The following is a 14,295-nucleotide window of genomic DNA, read 5'->3' on the forward strand; positions in this document are numbered from 1 at the left end:
CTGCTTATGGAAGATACGGTTTGATTTCATCGCGATATTTCGCCAGAGCAGCAGCGGAGACATCATACTTCATCGCTACTTCTTTTTGAGATTTCGGGTTACCTTTAACCTTCAACCACACATATTCAACAGCAGCAGCGAGTGCCTGTGCATTTTTGAACGCATAATCATCCTCCGCTGCATGATACATAATATAAAACCACATATAAAACAGGCCTTGATAATCCTTATTTTGAAGGTCATAATGACGCTTCAGTTCCCTCGCAACATCATGTGCCCGATTAAGCGGATGAGTCTGAATATAGGGGTTTTGTAAAAGTCTATAGTATTGAAGTTCCACACCTGTGAAAAATTCGGGTGGTTCTTGTTCAAGGATGTTGATGGAAGACTGTACCTCCTTAAACAATAAGAACATACGCTCTTCAGGGTATAAATCTTCAAGTGTTTCTTCATTATCGGCATAGGGTTTTAATGCCCACGGCTCCTGACCTGCTTTATCAGGCTGATCACTGATCACACGCTTCCATGCATTTTCCGCAACATCCTTATGACCTGAATGCCACGCCGAATGTGACAGCCAGTAATAAAAGCCGCTGTCCCCTTCAAAACCCCGTTTCACAAGACTTTTCAGCCACCCGTAAGCCTGTTCATGACGCCCGACAAGCGCAAACGTAGCCCCAAGCTTGAATCGATGCTCCACCATAAACGGACGGATCCGCTCAAGTGCATCCATTAATTCTTCAAGCTCTTTCGTCCGCTCTTCATAATGATAAAATACCGCAAGATTACATAAAGCATGCAGATTACCAGGATTCCGGTGAAGTACCTCTGTTAATATAGCTGATGCCTGCTCCGTTTCACCCTGATAGAAATAAGCCAGTGCAAGATTATTGTATGCTGACCAGTAGTCTGGAAAACGTTCCACAACACTTTCCAGAAGCTCTACCGCCTGCTCAAACTTTCCTTCAGCAAGATACTTACCAGCCTTCTCCTGATGGACAATCAGTTCATCCTGCTCAAATTCCTCATCAAAGCCTTCTTCATCCTCTAGTGCCAGAAGTTCAAGCAAATCCTCTGCATCTTCCGTAAATTCACCATCAGGTTCCTCAGACAAGTAAACATTTACATGACGGTACGCTTCCTGGAACAAGCCAAGGTGCGCAAAATTATTCGCCATCAAATAATGCACTTCCGTCATGGTCGGATCGACCGCTTCGATCGACTTAAGCCGCTCATTCGATTGCTGAAACTCACCAAGTTCCGTCTCAATCATGGCGATCTGAAGCGGGATCATCGGTTCATCTGGCTCAAGCTCAGCCGCCTTACCTAAATATTTGATTGCCTTATCAAATTGTCCCTTCTGATACACGGCCATGCCCTTTTTATACAGCGTTTCACTTGATTGTGTAAATGGAACAAGTTGTCCTTTTTGATGATCCGATCCTTTTTTCATGTATAGCCTCCGTACGTTGTATTAACTTATCAATTTTAACATATTGACGGGAGGTTTTAAAGGTGATTGATTTTGTCATCTTGTAAAAGTGAGAGAACGGCGGAATAGAGTTAGCATAAGGCGTGTGGAGTGAAGAGCTGGTGAAGATAAGGGTGCGGGGACGGCGCTGCGATCAGGATTACTTCTTAACCTCCACTTATTCATTCGTTTCAGATTTTATATCCTTCTTTCTAAAAATCGTTCCCTTCTTTCTGGAATTTAATTCCTTCAAAGCAATTCCACACACCTTTTATCCCTTCATAACTTTCCAATATTCATTCACTTCGACCATACAATTCCTTCACTTCCGAATTTAATTCCATCAAACCACACACCCCTAATTAGACGCGGAAATACTTGCATTTCCAACTTACGCTGACTCCGCGGCATACTGTTCGATTCTTCCTGGCAAAAGAACATACAACCTTTTCGTAAAATAAAAGATTTCGTAACCGTCACTATGAATCACTATAATACTGTCAAGTCGTTCTGAGAACTCATGCTCTCCCTCAGAAAAAGATGGATGATCCCCCCTTGTCCGCTTTTCTTATTTTCCCTAAAAAAACAAAAGCAAGGAGGACATATCAAAGGGGTGAGGGGCATCCGTAGACTCCTGTGGCGGAAAGGGACAGGTGAAACCATTGTGCGAAGCACAAGGGGTTCACCGCCCGGCCACGGAAAGCGGAGGATGCCCCTCGCCCCGGCTTTAACCATGACCAAAAAAATACCCCCCAATCAACATTGGAGGGCACTTCATCATTTCTTCGGTCTGTTGTGTCGTTCTTCCAACACGCTCATGACATCTGACAGTGGAAGATCCTGTTCTCGCAGCAGCACGAGTGTGTGATAAAGCAGGTCAGCGGTTTCCCACTTCAGCTCTTCTTTATCACGGTTTTTAGCGGCGATGATGACCTCAGAGGCCTCTTCGCCGACCTTTTTCAGGATTTTATCCACGCCTTCTGTGAACAGATACGTCGTGTAAGCACCTTCAGGACGCTCTTCGAAACGCTCTTTAATGAGTGTTTCCAGCGTATCTAGAATACTTGTACCGCCTGCTTTTTCTGTTTCAGAGGTGTAGATTTTTTCATTGAAGCAGGAGCGCTCCCCTGTGTGACATGCCGGTCCTGCAGGTTTCACGCGGACAACGAGTGAATCGCCGTCACAGTCAAGCGTCATGTCCACGATCTTTTGTGTATTGCCGCTTGTCGCTCCTTTATGCCAAAGCTCCTGGCGTGAGCGGCTGTAAAACCACGTTTCGCCGGACTCGATTGATTTTTGCAGTGATTCTTCGTTCATATAGGCAACCGTCAGAACCTCGCCTGAATCGGCATCCTGAACAACTGCTGGAATTAATCCTTTTTCATCGAAGCGAATGCTTCCTGTATTCAAACTCATCGAACATTCACTCCCTCTGATCTCAAGTGTGCTTTAACTTCCTTCACACTCGTTTCTTCGTAATGGAAAATCGATGCGGCTAGGGCAGCATCAGCTTTTCCTTGTTTAAAAATTTCAGTGAAATCTTCCGCACCACCGGCTCCGCCTGACGCGATGACCGGAATCGATACTGCTTCGCTGACCGCTTTCGTCAGCTCCACGTTAAAGCCTTTTTTCCCGCCGTCACTGTCCATGGACGTAAGCAGAATTTCTCCTGCACCAAGTGCTTCCGCTTCCTTTGCCCATTCCACAGCAAATTTATCAACCGGATTGCGGCCGCCGTGTGTATATACGCGCCACGTGCCTGCATTCTCATCCCATTTCGCATCAATCGCTACAACGATACACTGCGTACCGAAATAATCAGCGCCCTCGCGAATCAGTTCCGGTCTGAGTAAAGCGGCAGTATTAAGTGATACCTTATCCGCTCCGGCACGGAGAATCCGCTTCATATCTTCAAGCGCATTAATGCCTCCACCTACGGTAAATGGAATTGCAAGCTCTGACGCGACATTCTGCACGACATCGACCATTGTTTTGCGTCCTTCGTGTGAGGCTGAGATATCTAAAAAGACAAGCTCGTCTGCACCCTGTTCATCATAAGCACGTGCCAGTTCAACGGGATCGCCTGCATCACGCAGTTCAACAAACTGAATCCCTTTGACAACGCGGCCCTCTTTTACATCAAGACATGGGATAATTCGTTTCGTCAGCATTATGAAATCTCCTCAACAGCCTGCTTGACTGTGAATTTATTCGTGTAGATCGCCTTCCCTACGATGGCGCCAGACACGCCGCTGCCTGATACAGCCTGAAGAGTGCGCAGGTCTTCAAGCGAGCTTACACCGCCGGAAGCGATCACCTGAGCTCCCGTCATTTCAGCCATTTCAATAACAGCATCAACGTTTGGTCCACTCAGCATGCCGTCTGTTGCGATATCTGTAAAAATAAATGTGCTTGCGCCGGCTTCAGCCAGCTCTTTCCCCAGATCCACCGCTTTCAGTTCAGATGTTTCCAGCCAGCCGTGCGTTGCCACGTAACCGTCTTTCGCATCAAGTCCAATCGCAATGCGGTCCCCGTATTTTTTCAGCCACTCTTTAACGAGGGCAGGATTTGTCACCGCAAGACTTCCGATGATAACGCGGTCTACACCCTGATCAAGGTAGTGCTTTACATCTTCTTCAGTACGGATTCCGCCACCTACCTGAACGCGGGCCGGAAGCTCTTTGACGACACGGACAACAAATTCATCATTGATCCGCTTGCCGTCTTTGGCGCCGTCAAGGTCCACCATGTGAATCCATTCTGCCCCTTCATCGACAAACTGCTTCGCCATATCAAACGGAGAGTCGCCATAGATCGTCTCCTGATTATAATCCCCTTGCGTTAAGCGGACACATTTCCCGTTTCTCATATCAATCGCTGGATAGATCGTAAAACTCATGCGCGCACCTCCGTCTTTTTCACGTATTCTGTATAGTTGTTTAACAGCGCCATACCAAGGTCCCCGCTTTTCTCAGGGTGGAACTGCATACCGAAAACTGAACCCTTACCGACAACAGCCGGCACTTCTTCAAAATAGTCGCTTGATGCAATCAAGGCTTCGCGTTCCTCTTCAGCAATATAGTAGGAATGCACGAAATAAACGTGCTCCTCCGCCACATTTTCAGTCAGCGGTGAGTCCTGATGAAACTTCAGCTTGTTCCAGCCCATGTGCGGTACCTTGTAGCGTTCACCGTTTGACTCTCCTGAAAAGCGCACAGCTTTCCCTTTTAATAGTCCAAGCCCTTCAAACACGCCATTCTCTTCACTGCCCTCAAACAGCAGCTGCATGCCGAGACAAATACCGAGGATCGGCTTGCCGGCTTCAGCCTGCTCTTTAATGAAATCAGCCAGACCGGTTTCATTCAGGAGCTTCATCGCATCACGAAAGGCGCCGACACCCGGTAAAATGAGGCCGTCTGTTTTAGACAGCTGTTCTTTTTTATCACTGATGATATAAGGAACGTTCAGCCGCTCCAGTGCTTTACTGACGCTGAACAGATTTCCCATACCATAATCTACGATGCCGATCATTTACAACATTCCTTTCGTCGATGGAACTCCTTTAACGCGCGGGTCGATAGAAGTCGCTTCATCAAGTGCACGGCCAAGCGCCTTGAATACCGCTTCAATCATGTGATGCGTGTTGTGACCATAATGTACGTTGACATGCAGATTCATGCGGGCTTCAATCGCCAGCTTCCATAAAAATTCGTGCACGAGCTCCACGTCAAATGAACCGACGCGGTCAGTCGGGAAATCAGCGTTCATCACAAGGTGCGGACGATTACTCAAATCCACTGTGACCTGCGCCAATGCCTCATCCATCGGGACAAATGCATTACCGTAACGCTTGATTCCTTTTTTATCTCCTAAAGCCTCAAGAAGAGCCTGACCAAGCACAATCCCAATATCTTCAGTTGTATGGTGGCCATCGATTTCGACGTCACCACGCCCGTCCACTGTCAGATCAAAATGACCGTGCTTTGTAAACAGGTCAAGCATATGCGTCATAAACGGGACGTCCGTCTGGATCTTTGATACGCCTTCCCCGTCAATTGAAAATTCAAGGGCAATATTCGTTTCATTCGTTTTACGTTTGATGGATGCTGTACGATTGCTGCTCATTCCATTTTCCCCCAGCCAAATTAATATTTCTTCACATTATACCGTGCTTCCACGGCGCGTGCATGCGCTTCTAAACCTTCTAAACGGGCAAAACGCGCCACTTTATCTGCATTTTCCTGAAAAGCGGCTTCACTGTAAAAAATAATGCTCGATTTTTTCACAAAATCATCTACTAAAAGCGGACTTGAAAAACGCGCTGTACCGCTTGTCGGAAGCGTATGGTTCGGGCCAGCGAAATAATCTCCGATCGGCTCAGAGCTGTAACGTCCGACGAAAATGGCACCAGCGTGGCGGATTTGTCCGACCAGTTCCATGCTGTTAGCCGTCTGAATCTCAAGGTGCTCAGGCGCAATCTCATTCACTGCTTCAACTGCCTCATCAAGTGAATCCGCAATGTAGATTGCACTGTGTTCTTCAATCGCTACACGTGCCATTTCCTGACGCGGTAATTCCGCGAGCTGAAGCTCCACTTCCTTTTGAACAGCTTCTGCCAGTTCTTTAGACGTTGTCACAAGATTCGCCTGAGAAAGCTCACCGTGCTCCGCCTGTGACAGCAGATCTGCCGCCACCTCTCTCGGTACAGCCGTTTCATCAGCTAACACCGTGACGTCACTAGGCCCTGCAATCATATCAATATCAACAATACCAAACACTTCACGTTTCGCAAGTGCCACATAAATATTACCCGGTCCTGTAATCTTATCCACCGGCTGAATCGTTTCAGTTCCGTATGCAAGAGCGGCTACTGCCTGTGCGCCGCCAATTTTATAAATCTCACGAACACCTGAAAGACGCGCTGCCGCTAACACACCCGCCGGCACTTTACCGTCTTCTCCTGGTGGCGTCACCATCACAATGCGGCCAACACCTGCCACCTGAGCAGGGATCGCGTTCATTAAAACAGAGGACGGATAAGCCGCCGTACCACCCGGCACATAAATCCCTGCTGCATCAAGAGGGGTTACCTTCTGACCTAAAATCGTGCCGTTTTCGTGCGTGGTCATCCAAGACTGCTGAACCTGACGTTCGTGGAATGACCGGATATTGTTCGCTGCTTCCTGCAGGACAGCAAGTATATCCTCATCCAGCTCACGAAGCGCTTCGTCCACTTCATCCTCTGTTACAGCCAATGACTGTAACTCTGTTTTATCAAATAAACGTGTATAATGGCGGACGGCTGCATCACCTTCCTGTCTCACACGTTCAATAATCTCCTGAACCGCTTTACGCTGCTCTTCTGTTCCGTTATCAAGAGACTGGCGTGTAATCTTCTGATCTTTCAGCTTCTGGATTCTCATCATTAGCAAATCCTTTCTATGATAAACGGTTACTCTGTCACACCGTTCACAACTTTTTCAAGACGGCTCGTCATTTCACTGATCCGGTCGTGCATCAGACGATAGCTGACGGGGTTCGCGATGAGGCGTGAGGTAATATCCACAATATGCTCATATTCAACCAGCCCGTTTTCCTTCAGCGTACGCCCCGTTGATACGATATCCACAATCCGGTCTGTCAACCCGATAATCGGTGCAATTTCAATCGAACCATTCAGCTTAATAATCTCCACCTGTTCCCCCTGCTCGCGGAAATACGAAGAGGCCACATTCGGGTATTTTGTCGCAATCCGGGGCGCTACTTCATTCATTTTCGTATCCGGAAGTCCTGCTACCGCGAGATAACAGTGACTGATTTTCAAATCAAGCAGTTCATACACGTCACGCTCTTCTTCAAGCATCACATCTTTCCCTGCAATGCCAATATCCGCCACGCCGTGCTCCACATATGTTGGAACATCCATCGGCTTCGCTAAAATAAAGCGCAGATTTTCCTCCGGCACTTCAATGATTAATTTGCGTGAATCATCAAACTCAGGCGGTAAATTGTAACCCGCTTCCTTCAGCATCACTACCGCCTCTTCAAAAATACGCCCTTTTGGCATGGCAATCGTTAATTCCTTCATGCCTGATCCCCTGCCTTTCCAATAAACGTATGCACATCACTGAACCCCGCTGTAAAGCGGTCCACATTTGAAACACCCTTAACATCCTGAACGATGACGGCTTTTTGTGCACGTCTGTATTCAGCGGCAAGCTCTACCGCTTCTTTCCGGCGCTCTCCAGAAAATAAAATAAGTGCCGGCTGGTTTTCAGTTTTTTCTGTGTTTAAGGCTTCCATCAGATAATCCATCCGGATCCCAAATCCCGTCGCCCCAACTTCTGCACCAAACTGACGCAGCAGATTATTGTAACGTCCGCCATTTCCAAGCGCGAAGCCGACATTGTCCGCATATACTTCAAACAGCACACCCGTATAATAAGACATGTGGCTGACAAGCGACACATCCATCTTTACATACTCGTCCACACCATAATCACGCAGCACGTCCCATAACTCTTCAAGCTCACGAAGCGCTTCTCTTCCTCCGTTGCCTTCTAAAAGAGCCTCCGCTTTTTCAATCGAACCATCGTTACCCTGAATATGAAGCAGCTTCAGCAGACGCTGTTTATCAATCGAAGATAAAGATAATGACTCCACGTGCTGACGGAAGCCAACATAGTTCTTCTCATACAAATATTTACGCAGCTGTTCTGCACGCTCCTCCGTACCGACAATCTGCAAAAACAGCTCCTGTACGAAGCCGACATGACCGACAGAAATCGTAAAATCCTCTAACCCGGCTGCCTTCAGTGCCGACACTAAAAGGGCAATCGTTTCAGCATCCGCACTCACCGTTGAATCACCGATCAGCTCTACACCAATCTGCTCAAACTCAGCCGGACGCCCACCCTCACGCTGCTGGGCACGGAACAGATTCGCTGCATAAGCAAGACGGAGCGGGTTGCGATCCTTTAACAGCTTCGAAGCCGCCACACGCGCAATCGGCGCCGTCATATCCGGACGAAGCACCAGCGTACGTCCCTGCTGATCCAGCAATTTAAAAAGCTGCTGATCCAAAATCGCAGAAGCCGCGCCAACTGTTTCATCATACTCAAGCGCAGGCGTCTCCATAAATTCATAACCCCACGTCGACAACTCCTGCTCCACCTTCGATCGAATCTCTTGTTTCATTTTATATAAATGAGGAAACGTATCCCTCATTCCAATTGGTTTTTCAAACATAAAAAGCTTTGACATCATCGTTTCAGCCCTTTCATTCACGAAATCTCATCATTCTTTAAGTATACCCGATCTCATTTCAGGAAAACGAAAAGAATACAAAACGCTTTAGTTCGCTAATATGCTAATAAAGTAAAGATATTGTGTAGTTTACTAGGATCCGGGCCACGCGTCAAGAGAATCGGGTCCAGATTACGGCCATTTTCAGAAGAAAAAACGGATCGCGTGGGTGAGTCAAAGGTCATGACTTTGCGAAAGAGAGGCAAAACCTTGAGAAACGGTATGAAAACCTTGTGAAACTCGATTGAAATCTTGCGAAAGAACATCAAGATTTTACGAAACTTCACAAAAATATTTCGAACCACCAGCCGCGAACGAAGGATGTTTAAACACAATTTTTAAATTACTGTCGACATGATTATGCATGGTTTTGTAATCCCTCACCTCTTTCAACTTGTGAATGATGATATAAACTCCTCACTTAGTGGCGGGGACATCCGTAGACTCCTGTGGCGGAAAGGGTCAGGTGAAACCGAGTGTGCGAAGCGCAGGCGGGTTCACCGCCCGGCCACGGAAAGCGTAGGGTGTCCCCGCCACGGTTTTAGTTTTACATGTAAAATAAAAAAGACAGCTCCATAAGGAACTGCCTTCATCATCTATTTAGATCAACGTTTCAATCTCAGCATCTGCCTTAATTTCCTCAAGGTGAGCTGTTACAAGCTCCTGCTGCTCAGACTGCTGCAAGCTTTGTACGATTGTATCGCGAACATCTTCAAGAGCTGGTGCTTCCTGACCCGCTTCCTCTGCCTGTGCAGTTGCCTGGTCATAATACTCCTGAATCTCTTGATCAGTCGGCTCCTCTACCGGTGCCACCTGGTCAATGTATTTTTCAAATTTAATTGATTCTGCCATTTGACCGCGTAATTCTTCAACGGTCATACCCTGCTCTTCAATGGACGTCGTCAGCTGCTCTTCTCCGCCATTTTGCTCAGCGAAGGCTGCGTATTCTTCATCAATTTCTTCTTCTGAAGCTTCAAGACCTGCTTCGTCTGCTTTTTGCAGAAGAATCGTCTGGTCAATCAACAGATTCAGTGCCTGTTCTTTCATTTGGTTTGCAGCTTCTTCAGATGTTGGGTCCTGTCCCTGCATCTGGAACTGCATTTGTGTTCTTTGAAGGACATTATTATAATCAGCACCCAGAATCTCTTCGCCATTAACAGTCGCAACGACTTCATCGTCCGCTACTTTCTGTTCGTCAAGCTTAGCCTGCATCTCTTCCTGTGCAGCCTGTTGCTCTTCAGCAGACTGCTGCTCACCGCCGGCCTGTTCTTCTGTTGCTGCCTCTTCGTTATTTGCTGCTTCATCCTCGCTACAGGCTGCAAGTCCAAGTGCCAATGCGCCTGCTGCAAAAGGTAATAATACTTTTTTGAAATTCATGTTGAAAAAAACTCCTTCCGGAATGTGTATTTCTCTATTTTTTAAGCCTATTGTGCATTGTACATGAGAATCCAAAAAAAGCAAACCCATAACCCTTCTATAATATAATTGAAATCGTTTTGTTACACATTGAGTGGGATGTAGTTGACTAAACCGGGTCTTTGACATCCTTCGCTTTCCACGGCCGCGCGGTGAGCCGGCTAATGCTCCGCATTACGCCGTCTCACCTGTCGCTTCTCTGCCGTAGGAGTCTTCGGATGTCAAAGACCCTTACATTATTAATTTGGAATGGAGTAAATGTGAATCAATAAGTTGGGCCGTTTCATAATTTTATTATGAAATGATTCAAACATAATTTAATAACCAAGCAATACACTCTACAGCTTGGCGTGAACCCTTTCCGCCACAGGAGTCTCCGGATGTCAACGGCCCTTTGTGATTTTTATTACTGTAGATGAAAATAAATATAAAGAAAATAATCCAAATACAATTGAGTATTCAAATGAATTAAGTTAACCTAAATAAAAATTAAGTTGACTTAAAGTAATCTAGTTTACTATACTAATTTTAGATTAACGCAAAGGGGATATACATATGGTTAAGTCACCGCTTCATGGAATGATTTTGGCTTCTTTATTTGCTGCACTGATGGCAATTGGGGCAAATATTACATCGATTGTTCCGATTCTTGTGATTGGAAATGTGCCGGTTACGCTTCAGACGGTGGTTTGTCTGCTTGCGGGCGTGCTGCTAGGTAAAAAATGGGGACCGGTGGCAATGGTGGTTTATCTGCTTATCGGACTTGCCGGAATGCCTGTATTTGCTCAGTGGAGTGGAGGTTTCCGTACATTAATCAGCCCGACTTTTGGATTTATTTTATCTTATATCGTGGTCGCGTGGGTTGTTGGATTAATGGTCGAAAAGAAAAAAACGTTCGCGATGCTTGTAACAGCAACCTTGATCGGCACAGCGATCAACTATTTTATCGGAACGAACTGGATGTATATGGCTTATAAACTCTGGTTCAACGCACCGGACGGCTTCTCATATGCCATCGCATGGGCATGGATGCTGCCAACGATTCCAAAGGACATCATTTTAGCAGTAGTGGCTGCGATTGTATCTGTGAAAGTACTGCAAGCCTTCCCACATACACGTGTACCTGCTAAAACACAGGCGAGCGCATAAAAAAGAGCCCGGAAAATTTATTTTCCGGGCTCTTTTTTTGATTCATCAGGCATCCTGATAATCTGCATTGGATTCCCTCCGGCGAATGCACCGGCTGGAACGTCGCGATGGACAAGCGTTGCTGCAGACACCACCGCACCATCTCCAATCTTCACACCTGGTAAAATCGTGGAGTTAGCTCCAACCATCACGTTATCGCCAATTTCTACGATCCCCAGCCGATACTCACTCACCAGATATTCATGAGCCAGAATGGTTGTATTGTAGCCGATTACTGTATTACGACCGACTTTAATTTTCTCCGGGAAAAGGATATCCGGCATGACCATGAGAGCGAATGCCGTCTTCTCACCGACTTCCATCCGCAACAGTGTGCGGTACATCCAGTTTTTCACCCGAAAAAAAGGTGTGTATCTGGCTGTCTGCAAGATGGCAAAGTTCCATGCCACTTTTACAAAGGGAACCGTTTTGTACAGCTGCCACAAAGAGTTCGAACCCTCTACAGGATATCGATCCGTCCGTCTCATTCGCCGGACTCCAGCACAATTTCCTCTAAATCACTCATGGTTTCAAGCATATAGTCAGGATTGAATTGAAGAAGATATTCTCTTCCTTTTGCTGACCAGGCAACGGCGGCTGTTTTCGTACCTGCATTTTGCCCGCCTTCAATATCGTGATGATTATCTCCAACCATAATCGCTTGCTCAGGCTTTGATCCAAGCAGAGTCAGTGCTTTTTCAAGCGGCTCCGGATGCGGCTTGGCATGCTCCACATCATCAAGACCAATGACCACATCAAAATACGGATCGAGCTTCATCAGTTTTAAGCCTTTATGCACTACGTCATTTCGCTTGGTCGAAACGATCGCAAGTTTAATTCCTTTGTCATGAAGCGCTTTGACCGTCTGCTCAACACCCTCAAACCCTGTGACGAGCTCGTCGTGCATCCGCAGATTATATTCACGGTAAAAAGCCATCATCTCTTCAGTTTTTTCAGGATTCAGCGCATTGAACGAATCAAACAGCGGCGGTCCCATAAATTTCAGCACGTCCTCTTTCCCATACTCACCTGGATAATAATGATCCATGACATGGAGAAAAGACGAAATGATTAAATCGTTTGTGTTGATTAGCGTTCCGTCCAGATCAAATAATACAGTATCAATTTTGCTCATATTGCGGTTCCCTCACTTTTGCTTCGTATCGGTTCCATATTGTTGCCACAATGATCGTCAATAATACAGCTGTTGTCACACGGATGATCACAAGCGGTAAGATCGGAATGCCGAGTGGAATAAAAATCAGCGTATCCTCTACGATCGCGTGACAGGCGACGAGGAAAATGAAGGCAAGTGTTGCATCCTTTTTACTGACCCCATCCTCTTTTACTGCCTTAATCATGACGCCTGCACCGTATGCAAGTCCGATCGTCAGCCCGGCTACAAGGGTCATAGACGTATTCTCTTTCATTCCAAGTCCTCTTGTGACCGGTGCCATCCATTTAGAAAAAACGTCCAGCCATTTTAAATCACGCATAATCTGAATGACAATCATCAGTGGAATAACGATCAATGCGAGCTGAAGAATACCAAATGCCGCTTTCTCCAGTCCAAGCAGTAAAATGCTTCCCCAGCCGCTGACATCCGGATCACCAGGCGGCACCATGCCATACTGCGCAATGTCAGAGCCGCCCTGCCAGACGAGATTAATAATAATCGCAGATGTAAAGGCAAGCCCGAGACGCACGAGTAAAACCACCCAAAGCTTTACCCCAACCTTTAGCGCCACGCCGGTCTCAATGAGCAGATTATGTGAAAATGACAGCATAACAGCAATAATAAACACTTCTTTTACCGTCATTTCCAGTGAAAGAATTCCGGCAATCCCGGCATAAAGATTCAGCAGATTCCCTAAAACGAGCGGAACCGCGGCCTCCCCGCTCAGTCCGAACAATCCCATAAACGGCGCAATTAAGTCTGTGATAAATGGCAGAACCGGCGTAAATTGCAGAACTGTGATCAAAAACGTGATCGGAAAAATGACTTTTCCGAGTGTCCACGTCGTCTGAAGCCCTGCTTTTAGTCCGTCAAGCCACGTCTTTTTCGTCATGTATACCGCCACCTAATTTTGCTTATCTGCGTAACGGGTCGTAATGCCTTTACCGAAACGGCGGTAAAGAAGAATTGCCAGTGCAATGACAATCAGCGCAAAGGATAACGCCTGTGCAATACGGATCGTTTCCGTCAGCATTAAGCTGTCTGTTCTGAGCCCTTCAATAAAGGCCCGGCCAATCGAATACCAGATCACATAAAATAAGAAAATTTCACCGCGTAACGGATTTACTTTTCTAAGAGCAAGCAGCAGAACAAAACCTACGAGACTCCATAAAGATTCATACAGAAACGTCGGATGATAATAAGCAAACGTCCCGTCAATCTCGATATACATCTGATTAATAATCCAGTCGGGGATAAAAAGACCCTCCAGAAAGCTGCGGGATACTTCACCACCGTGGGCCTCCTGGTTGATAAAGTTCCCCCAGCGCCCAAGCAGCTGGCCCAAAATGATACTAGGCGCGGCAATATCAACGATTTTCCAAAAGGATAATCCTTTGATTTTCGCGTAAACAATACCGGTTGCAATCGAACCGATCAGCGCTCCGTGAATCGCAATCCCGCCATTCCAGATTTGAATAATCGCACCTGGATTCTGGGAATAAAAATCCCACTGAAACGCAACATAATAAATCCGCGCTGAAATGATCGCAATCGGAACGGCCCAGATTAGCAGGTCAGCAAACATATCTTTTGGCATACCAAGGCGATCCGCCTCGCGATTAGCAAGTATATATCCAAGAACAATCCCCGTTCCGATAATCAGTCCATACCAGGCAACACTTAATGGGCCGATACTGAACGCAACCGGATCAATGGGCTGTGCAGTAAAAAGCATCTG

Annotated in this window: 15 protein-coding genes; 1 reads left to right on the plus strand and 14 read right to left on the minus strand. The window is 46.6% G+C overall.

Going from position 1 to position 14,295, the window contains the following annotated elements:
- Window positions 1-4: 4 nt before the first annotated feature.
- From H7968_RS00155 to H7968_RS00200, 10 genes are all read right to left on the minus strand, one after another.
- A complete protein-coding gene (locus tag H7968_RS00155; protein WP_227394235.1) occupies window positions 5-1,453 on the minus strand; it encodes a tetratricopeptide repeat protein in 1,449 nt (482 codons plus the stop codon).
- A gap of 795 nt (window positions 1,454-2,248) precedes the next feature.
- Window positions 2,249-2,887: a bifunctional phosphoribosyl-AMP cyclohydrolase/phosphoribosyl-ATP diphosphatase HisIE gene (hisIE, locus tag H7968_RS00160; protein WP_406566334.1), complete on the minus strand. Its 639-nt coding sequence runs from the start codon at window positions 2,885-2,887 to the stop codon at window positions 2,249-2,251.
- On the minus strand, window positions 2,884-3,642 hold the full coding sequence (gene hisF / locus H7968_RS00165) for an imidazole glycerol phosphate synthase subunit HisF (protein ID WP_227394236.1): 759 nt from the start codon (window positions 3,640-3,642) through the stop codon (window positions 2,884-2,886). Before hisF ends, hisIE begins: the two co-directional genes overlap by 4 nt.
- Entirely contained in the window at window positions 3,642-4,370 is a 729-nt protein-coding gene (gene hisA / locus H7968_RS00170) for a 1-(5-phosphoribosyl)-5-[(5-phosphoribosylamino)methylideneamino]imidazole-4-carboxamide isomerase (protein WP_227394237.1), read from the minus strand. The genes hisF and hisA overlap by 1 nt, the downstream gene beginning before the upstream one ends.
- On the minus strand, window positions 4,367-5,002 hold the full coding sequence (gene hisH, locus H7968_RS00175) for an imidazole glycerol phosphate synthase subunit HisH (RefSeq protein ID WP_227394238.1): 636 nt from the start codon (window positions 5,000-5,002) through the stop codon (window positions 4,367-4,369). Before hisH ends, hisA begins: the two co-directional genes overlap by 4 nt.
- Window positions 5,003-5,596, minus strand: a complete 594-nt coding sequence (gene hisB / locus H7968_RS00180; RefSeq protein WP_227394239.1) for an imidazoleglycerol-phosphate dehydratase HisB — start codon at window positions 5,594-5,596, stop codon at window positions 5,003-5,005.
- Between the two features lie 20 nt (window positions 5,597-5,616).
- Complete coding sequence (gene hisD / locus H7968_RS00185; protein ID WP_227394240.1) at window positions 5,617-6,894, minus strand: histidinol dehydrogenase; 1,278 nt, start codon at window positions 6,892-6,894, stop codon at window positions 5,617-5,619.
- A gap of 29 nt (window positions 6,895-6,923) precedes the next feature.
- On the minus strand, window positions 6,924-7,559 hold the full coding sequence (hisG, locus tag H7968_RS00190; RefSeq protein ID WP_134375834.1) for an ATP phosphoribosyltransferase: 636 nt from the start codon (window positions 7,557-7,559) through the stop codon (window positions 6,924-6,926).
- The gene (locus tag H7968_RS00195) at window positions 7,556-8,734 is read right to left on the minus strand and encodes an ATP phosphoribosyltransferase regulatory subunit (RefSeq protein ID WP_227395058.1); all 1,179 of its coding nucleotides are present in this window, start codon (window positions 8,732-8,734) and stop codon (window positions 7,556-7,558) included. Before H7968_RS00195 ends, hisG begins: the two co-directional genes overlap by 4 nt.
- 642 nt (window positions 8,735-9,376) lie before the next feature.
- Window positions 9,377-10,153: a SurA N-terminal domain-containing protein gene (locus tag H7968_RS00200; RefSeq protein WP_227394241.1), complete on the minus strand. Its 777-nt coding sequence runs from the start codon at window positions 10,151-10,153 to the stop codon at window positions 9,377-9,379.
- Between the two features lie 594 nt (window positions 10,154-10,747).
- Between H7968_RS00200 and H7968_RS00205 the strand changes: the two genes are divergently transcribed.
- Window positions 10,748-11,341, plus strand: coding sequence for a biotin transporter BioY (locus H7968_RS00205; protein ID WP_227394242.1), 594 nt, complete (start codon window positions 10,748-10,750; stop codon window positions 11,339-11,341).
- A gap of 17 nt (window positions 11,342-11,358) precedes the next feature.
- Here the strand turns inward: H7968_RS00205 and H7968_RS00210 are convergent, their stop codons facing one another.
- The 4 genes from H7968_RS00210 to lgt are packed head-to-tail and all read right to left on the minus strand — an operon-like array spanning window position 11,359 to window position 14,292.
- Complete coding sequence (locus H7968_RS00210; RefSeq protein ID WP_227394243.1) at window positions 11,359-11,868, minus strand: acyltransferase; 510 nt, start codon at window positions 11,866-11,868, stop codon at window positions 11,359-11,361.
- Window positions 11,865-12,515: a pyrophosphatase PpaX gene (gene ppaX / locus H7968_RS00215; protein WP_227394244.1), complete on the minus strand. Its 651-nt coding sequence runs from the start codon at window positions 12,513-12,515 to the stop codon at window positions 11,865-11,867. The genes H7968_RS00210 and ppaX overlap by 4 nt, the downstream gene beginning before the upstream one ends.
- Window positions 12,502-13,449, minus strand: coding sequence for a nucleoside recognition domain-containing protein (locus H7968_RS00220; RefSeq protein ID WP_227394245.1), 948 nt, complete (start codon window positions 13,447-13,449; stop codon window positions 12,502-12,504). Before H7968_RS00220 ends, ppaX begins: the two co-directional genes overlap by 14 nt.
- Before the next feature lie 12 nt (window positions 13,450-13,461).
- Window positions 13,462-14,292 carry a prolipoprotein diacylglyceryl transferase gene (lgt, locus tag H7968_RS00225; RefSeq protein WP_227394246.1) on the minus strand — a complete coding sequence of 277 codons (831 nt, stop codon included), beginning with the start codon at window positions 14,290-14,292 and terminating at the stop codon, window positions 13,462-13,464.
- Window positions 14,293-14,295: the final 3 nt, after the last annotated feature.

This window comes from Jeotgalibacillus aurantiacus, assembly GCF_020595125.1.
Taxonomy (GTDB): domain Bacteria; phylum Bacillota; class Bacilli; order Bacillales; family Jeotgalibacillaceae; genus Jeotgalibacillus; species Jeotgalibacillus aurantiacus.

Bases quoted from the DNA above. Each gene is read 5' to 3' on its own strand.
- hisD (WP_227394240.1), bottom strand. From the start codon at position 6,894: ATGAGAATCCAGAAGCTGAAAGATCAGAAGATTACACGCCAGTCTCTT.
- ppaX (WP_227394244.1), bottom strand. From the start codon at position 12,515: ATGAGCAAAATTGATACTGTATTATTTGATCTGGACGGAACGCTAATC.
- hisB (WP_227394239.1), bottom strand. From the start codon at position 5,596: ATGAGCAGCAATCGTACAGCATCCATCAAACGTAAAACGAATGAAACG.
- hisG (WP_134375834.1), bottom strand. From the start codon at position 7,559: ATGAAGGAATTAACGATTGCCATGCCAAAAGGGCGTATTTTTGAAGAG.
- hisIE (WP_406566334.1), bottom strand. From the start codon at position 2,887: ATGAGTTTGAATACAGGAAGCATTCGCTTCGATGAAAAAGGATTAATT.
- hisH (WP_227394238.1), bottom strand. From the start codon at position 5,002: ATGATCGGCATCGTAGATTATGGTATGGGAAATCTGTTCAGCGTCAGT.
- H7968_RS00210 (WP_227394243.1), bottom strand. From the start codon at position 11,868: ATGAGACGGACGGATCGATATCCTGTAGAGGGTTCGAACTCTTTGTGG.
- hisF (WP_227394236.1), bottom strand. From the start codon at position 3,642: ATGCTGACGAAACGAATTATCCCATGTCTTGATGTAAAAGAGGGCCGC.
- H7968_RS00205 (WP_227394242.1), top strand. From the start codon at position 10,748: ATGGTTAAGTCACCGCTTCATGGAATGATTTTGGCTTCTTTATTTGCT.
- H7968_RS00200 (WP_227394241.1), bottom strand. From the start codon at position 10,153: ATGAATTTCAAAAAAGTATTATTACCTTTTGCAGCAGGCGCATTGGCA.
- H7968_RS00195 (WP_227395058.1), bottom strand. From the start codon at position 8,734: ATGTCAAAGCTTTTTATGTTTGAAAAACCAATTGGAATGAGGGATACG.
- lgt (WP_227394246.1), bottom strand. From the start codon at position 14,292: ATGCTTTTTACTGCACAGCCCATTGATCCGGTTGCGTTCAGTATCGGC.
- hisA (WP_227394237.1), bottom strand. From the start codon at position 4,370: ATGAGTTTTACGATCTATCCAGCGATTGATATGAGAAACGGGAAATGT.
- H7968_RS00220 (WP_227394245.1), bottom strand. From the start codon at position 13,449: ATGACGAAAAAGACGTGGCTTGACGGACTAAAAGCAGGGCTTCAGACG.
- H7968_RS00155 (WP_227394235.1), bottom strand. From the start codon at position 1,453: ATGAAAAAAGGATCGGATCATCAAAAAGGACAACTTGTTCCATTTACA.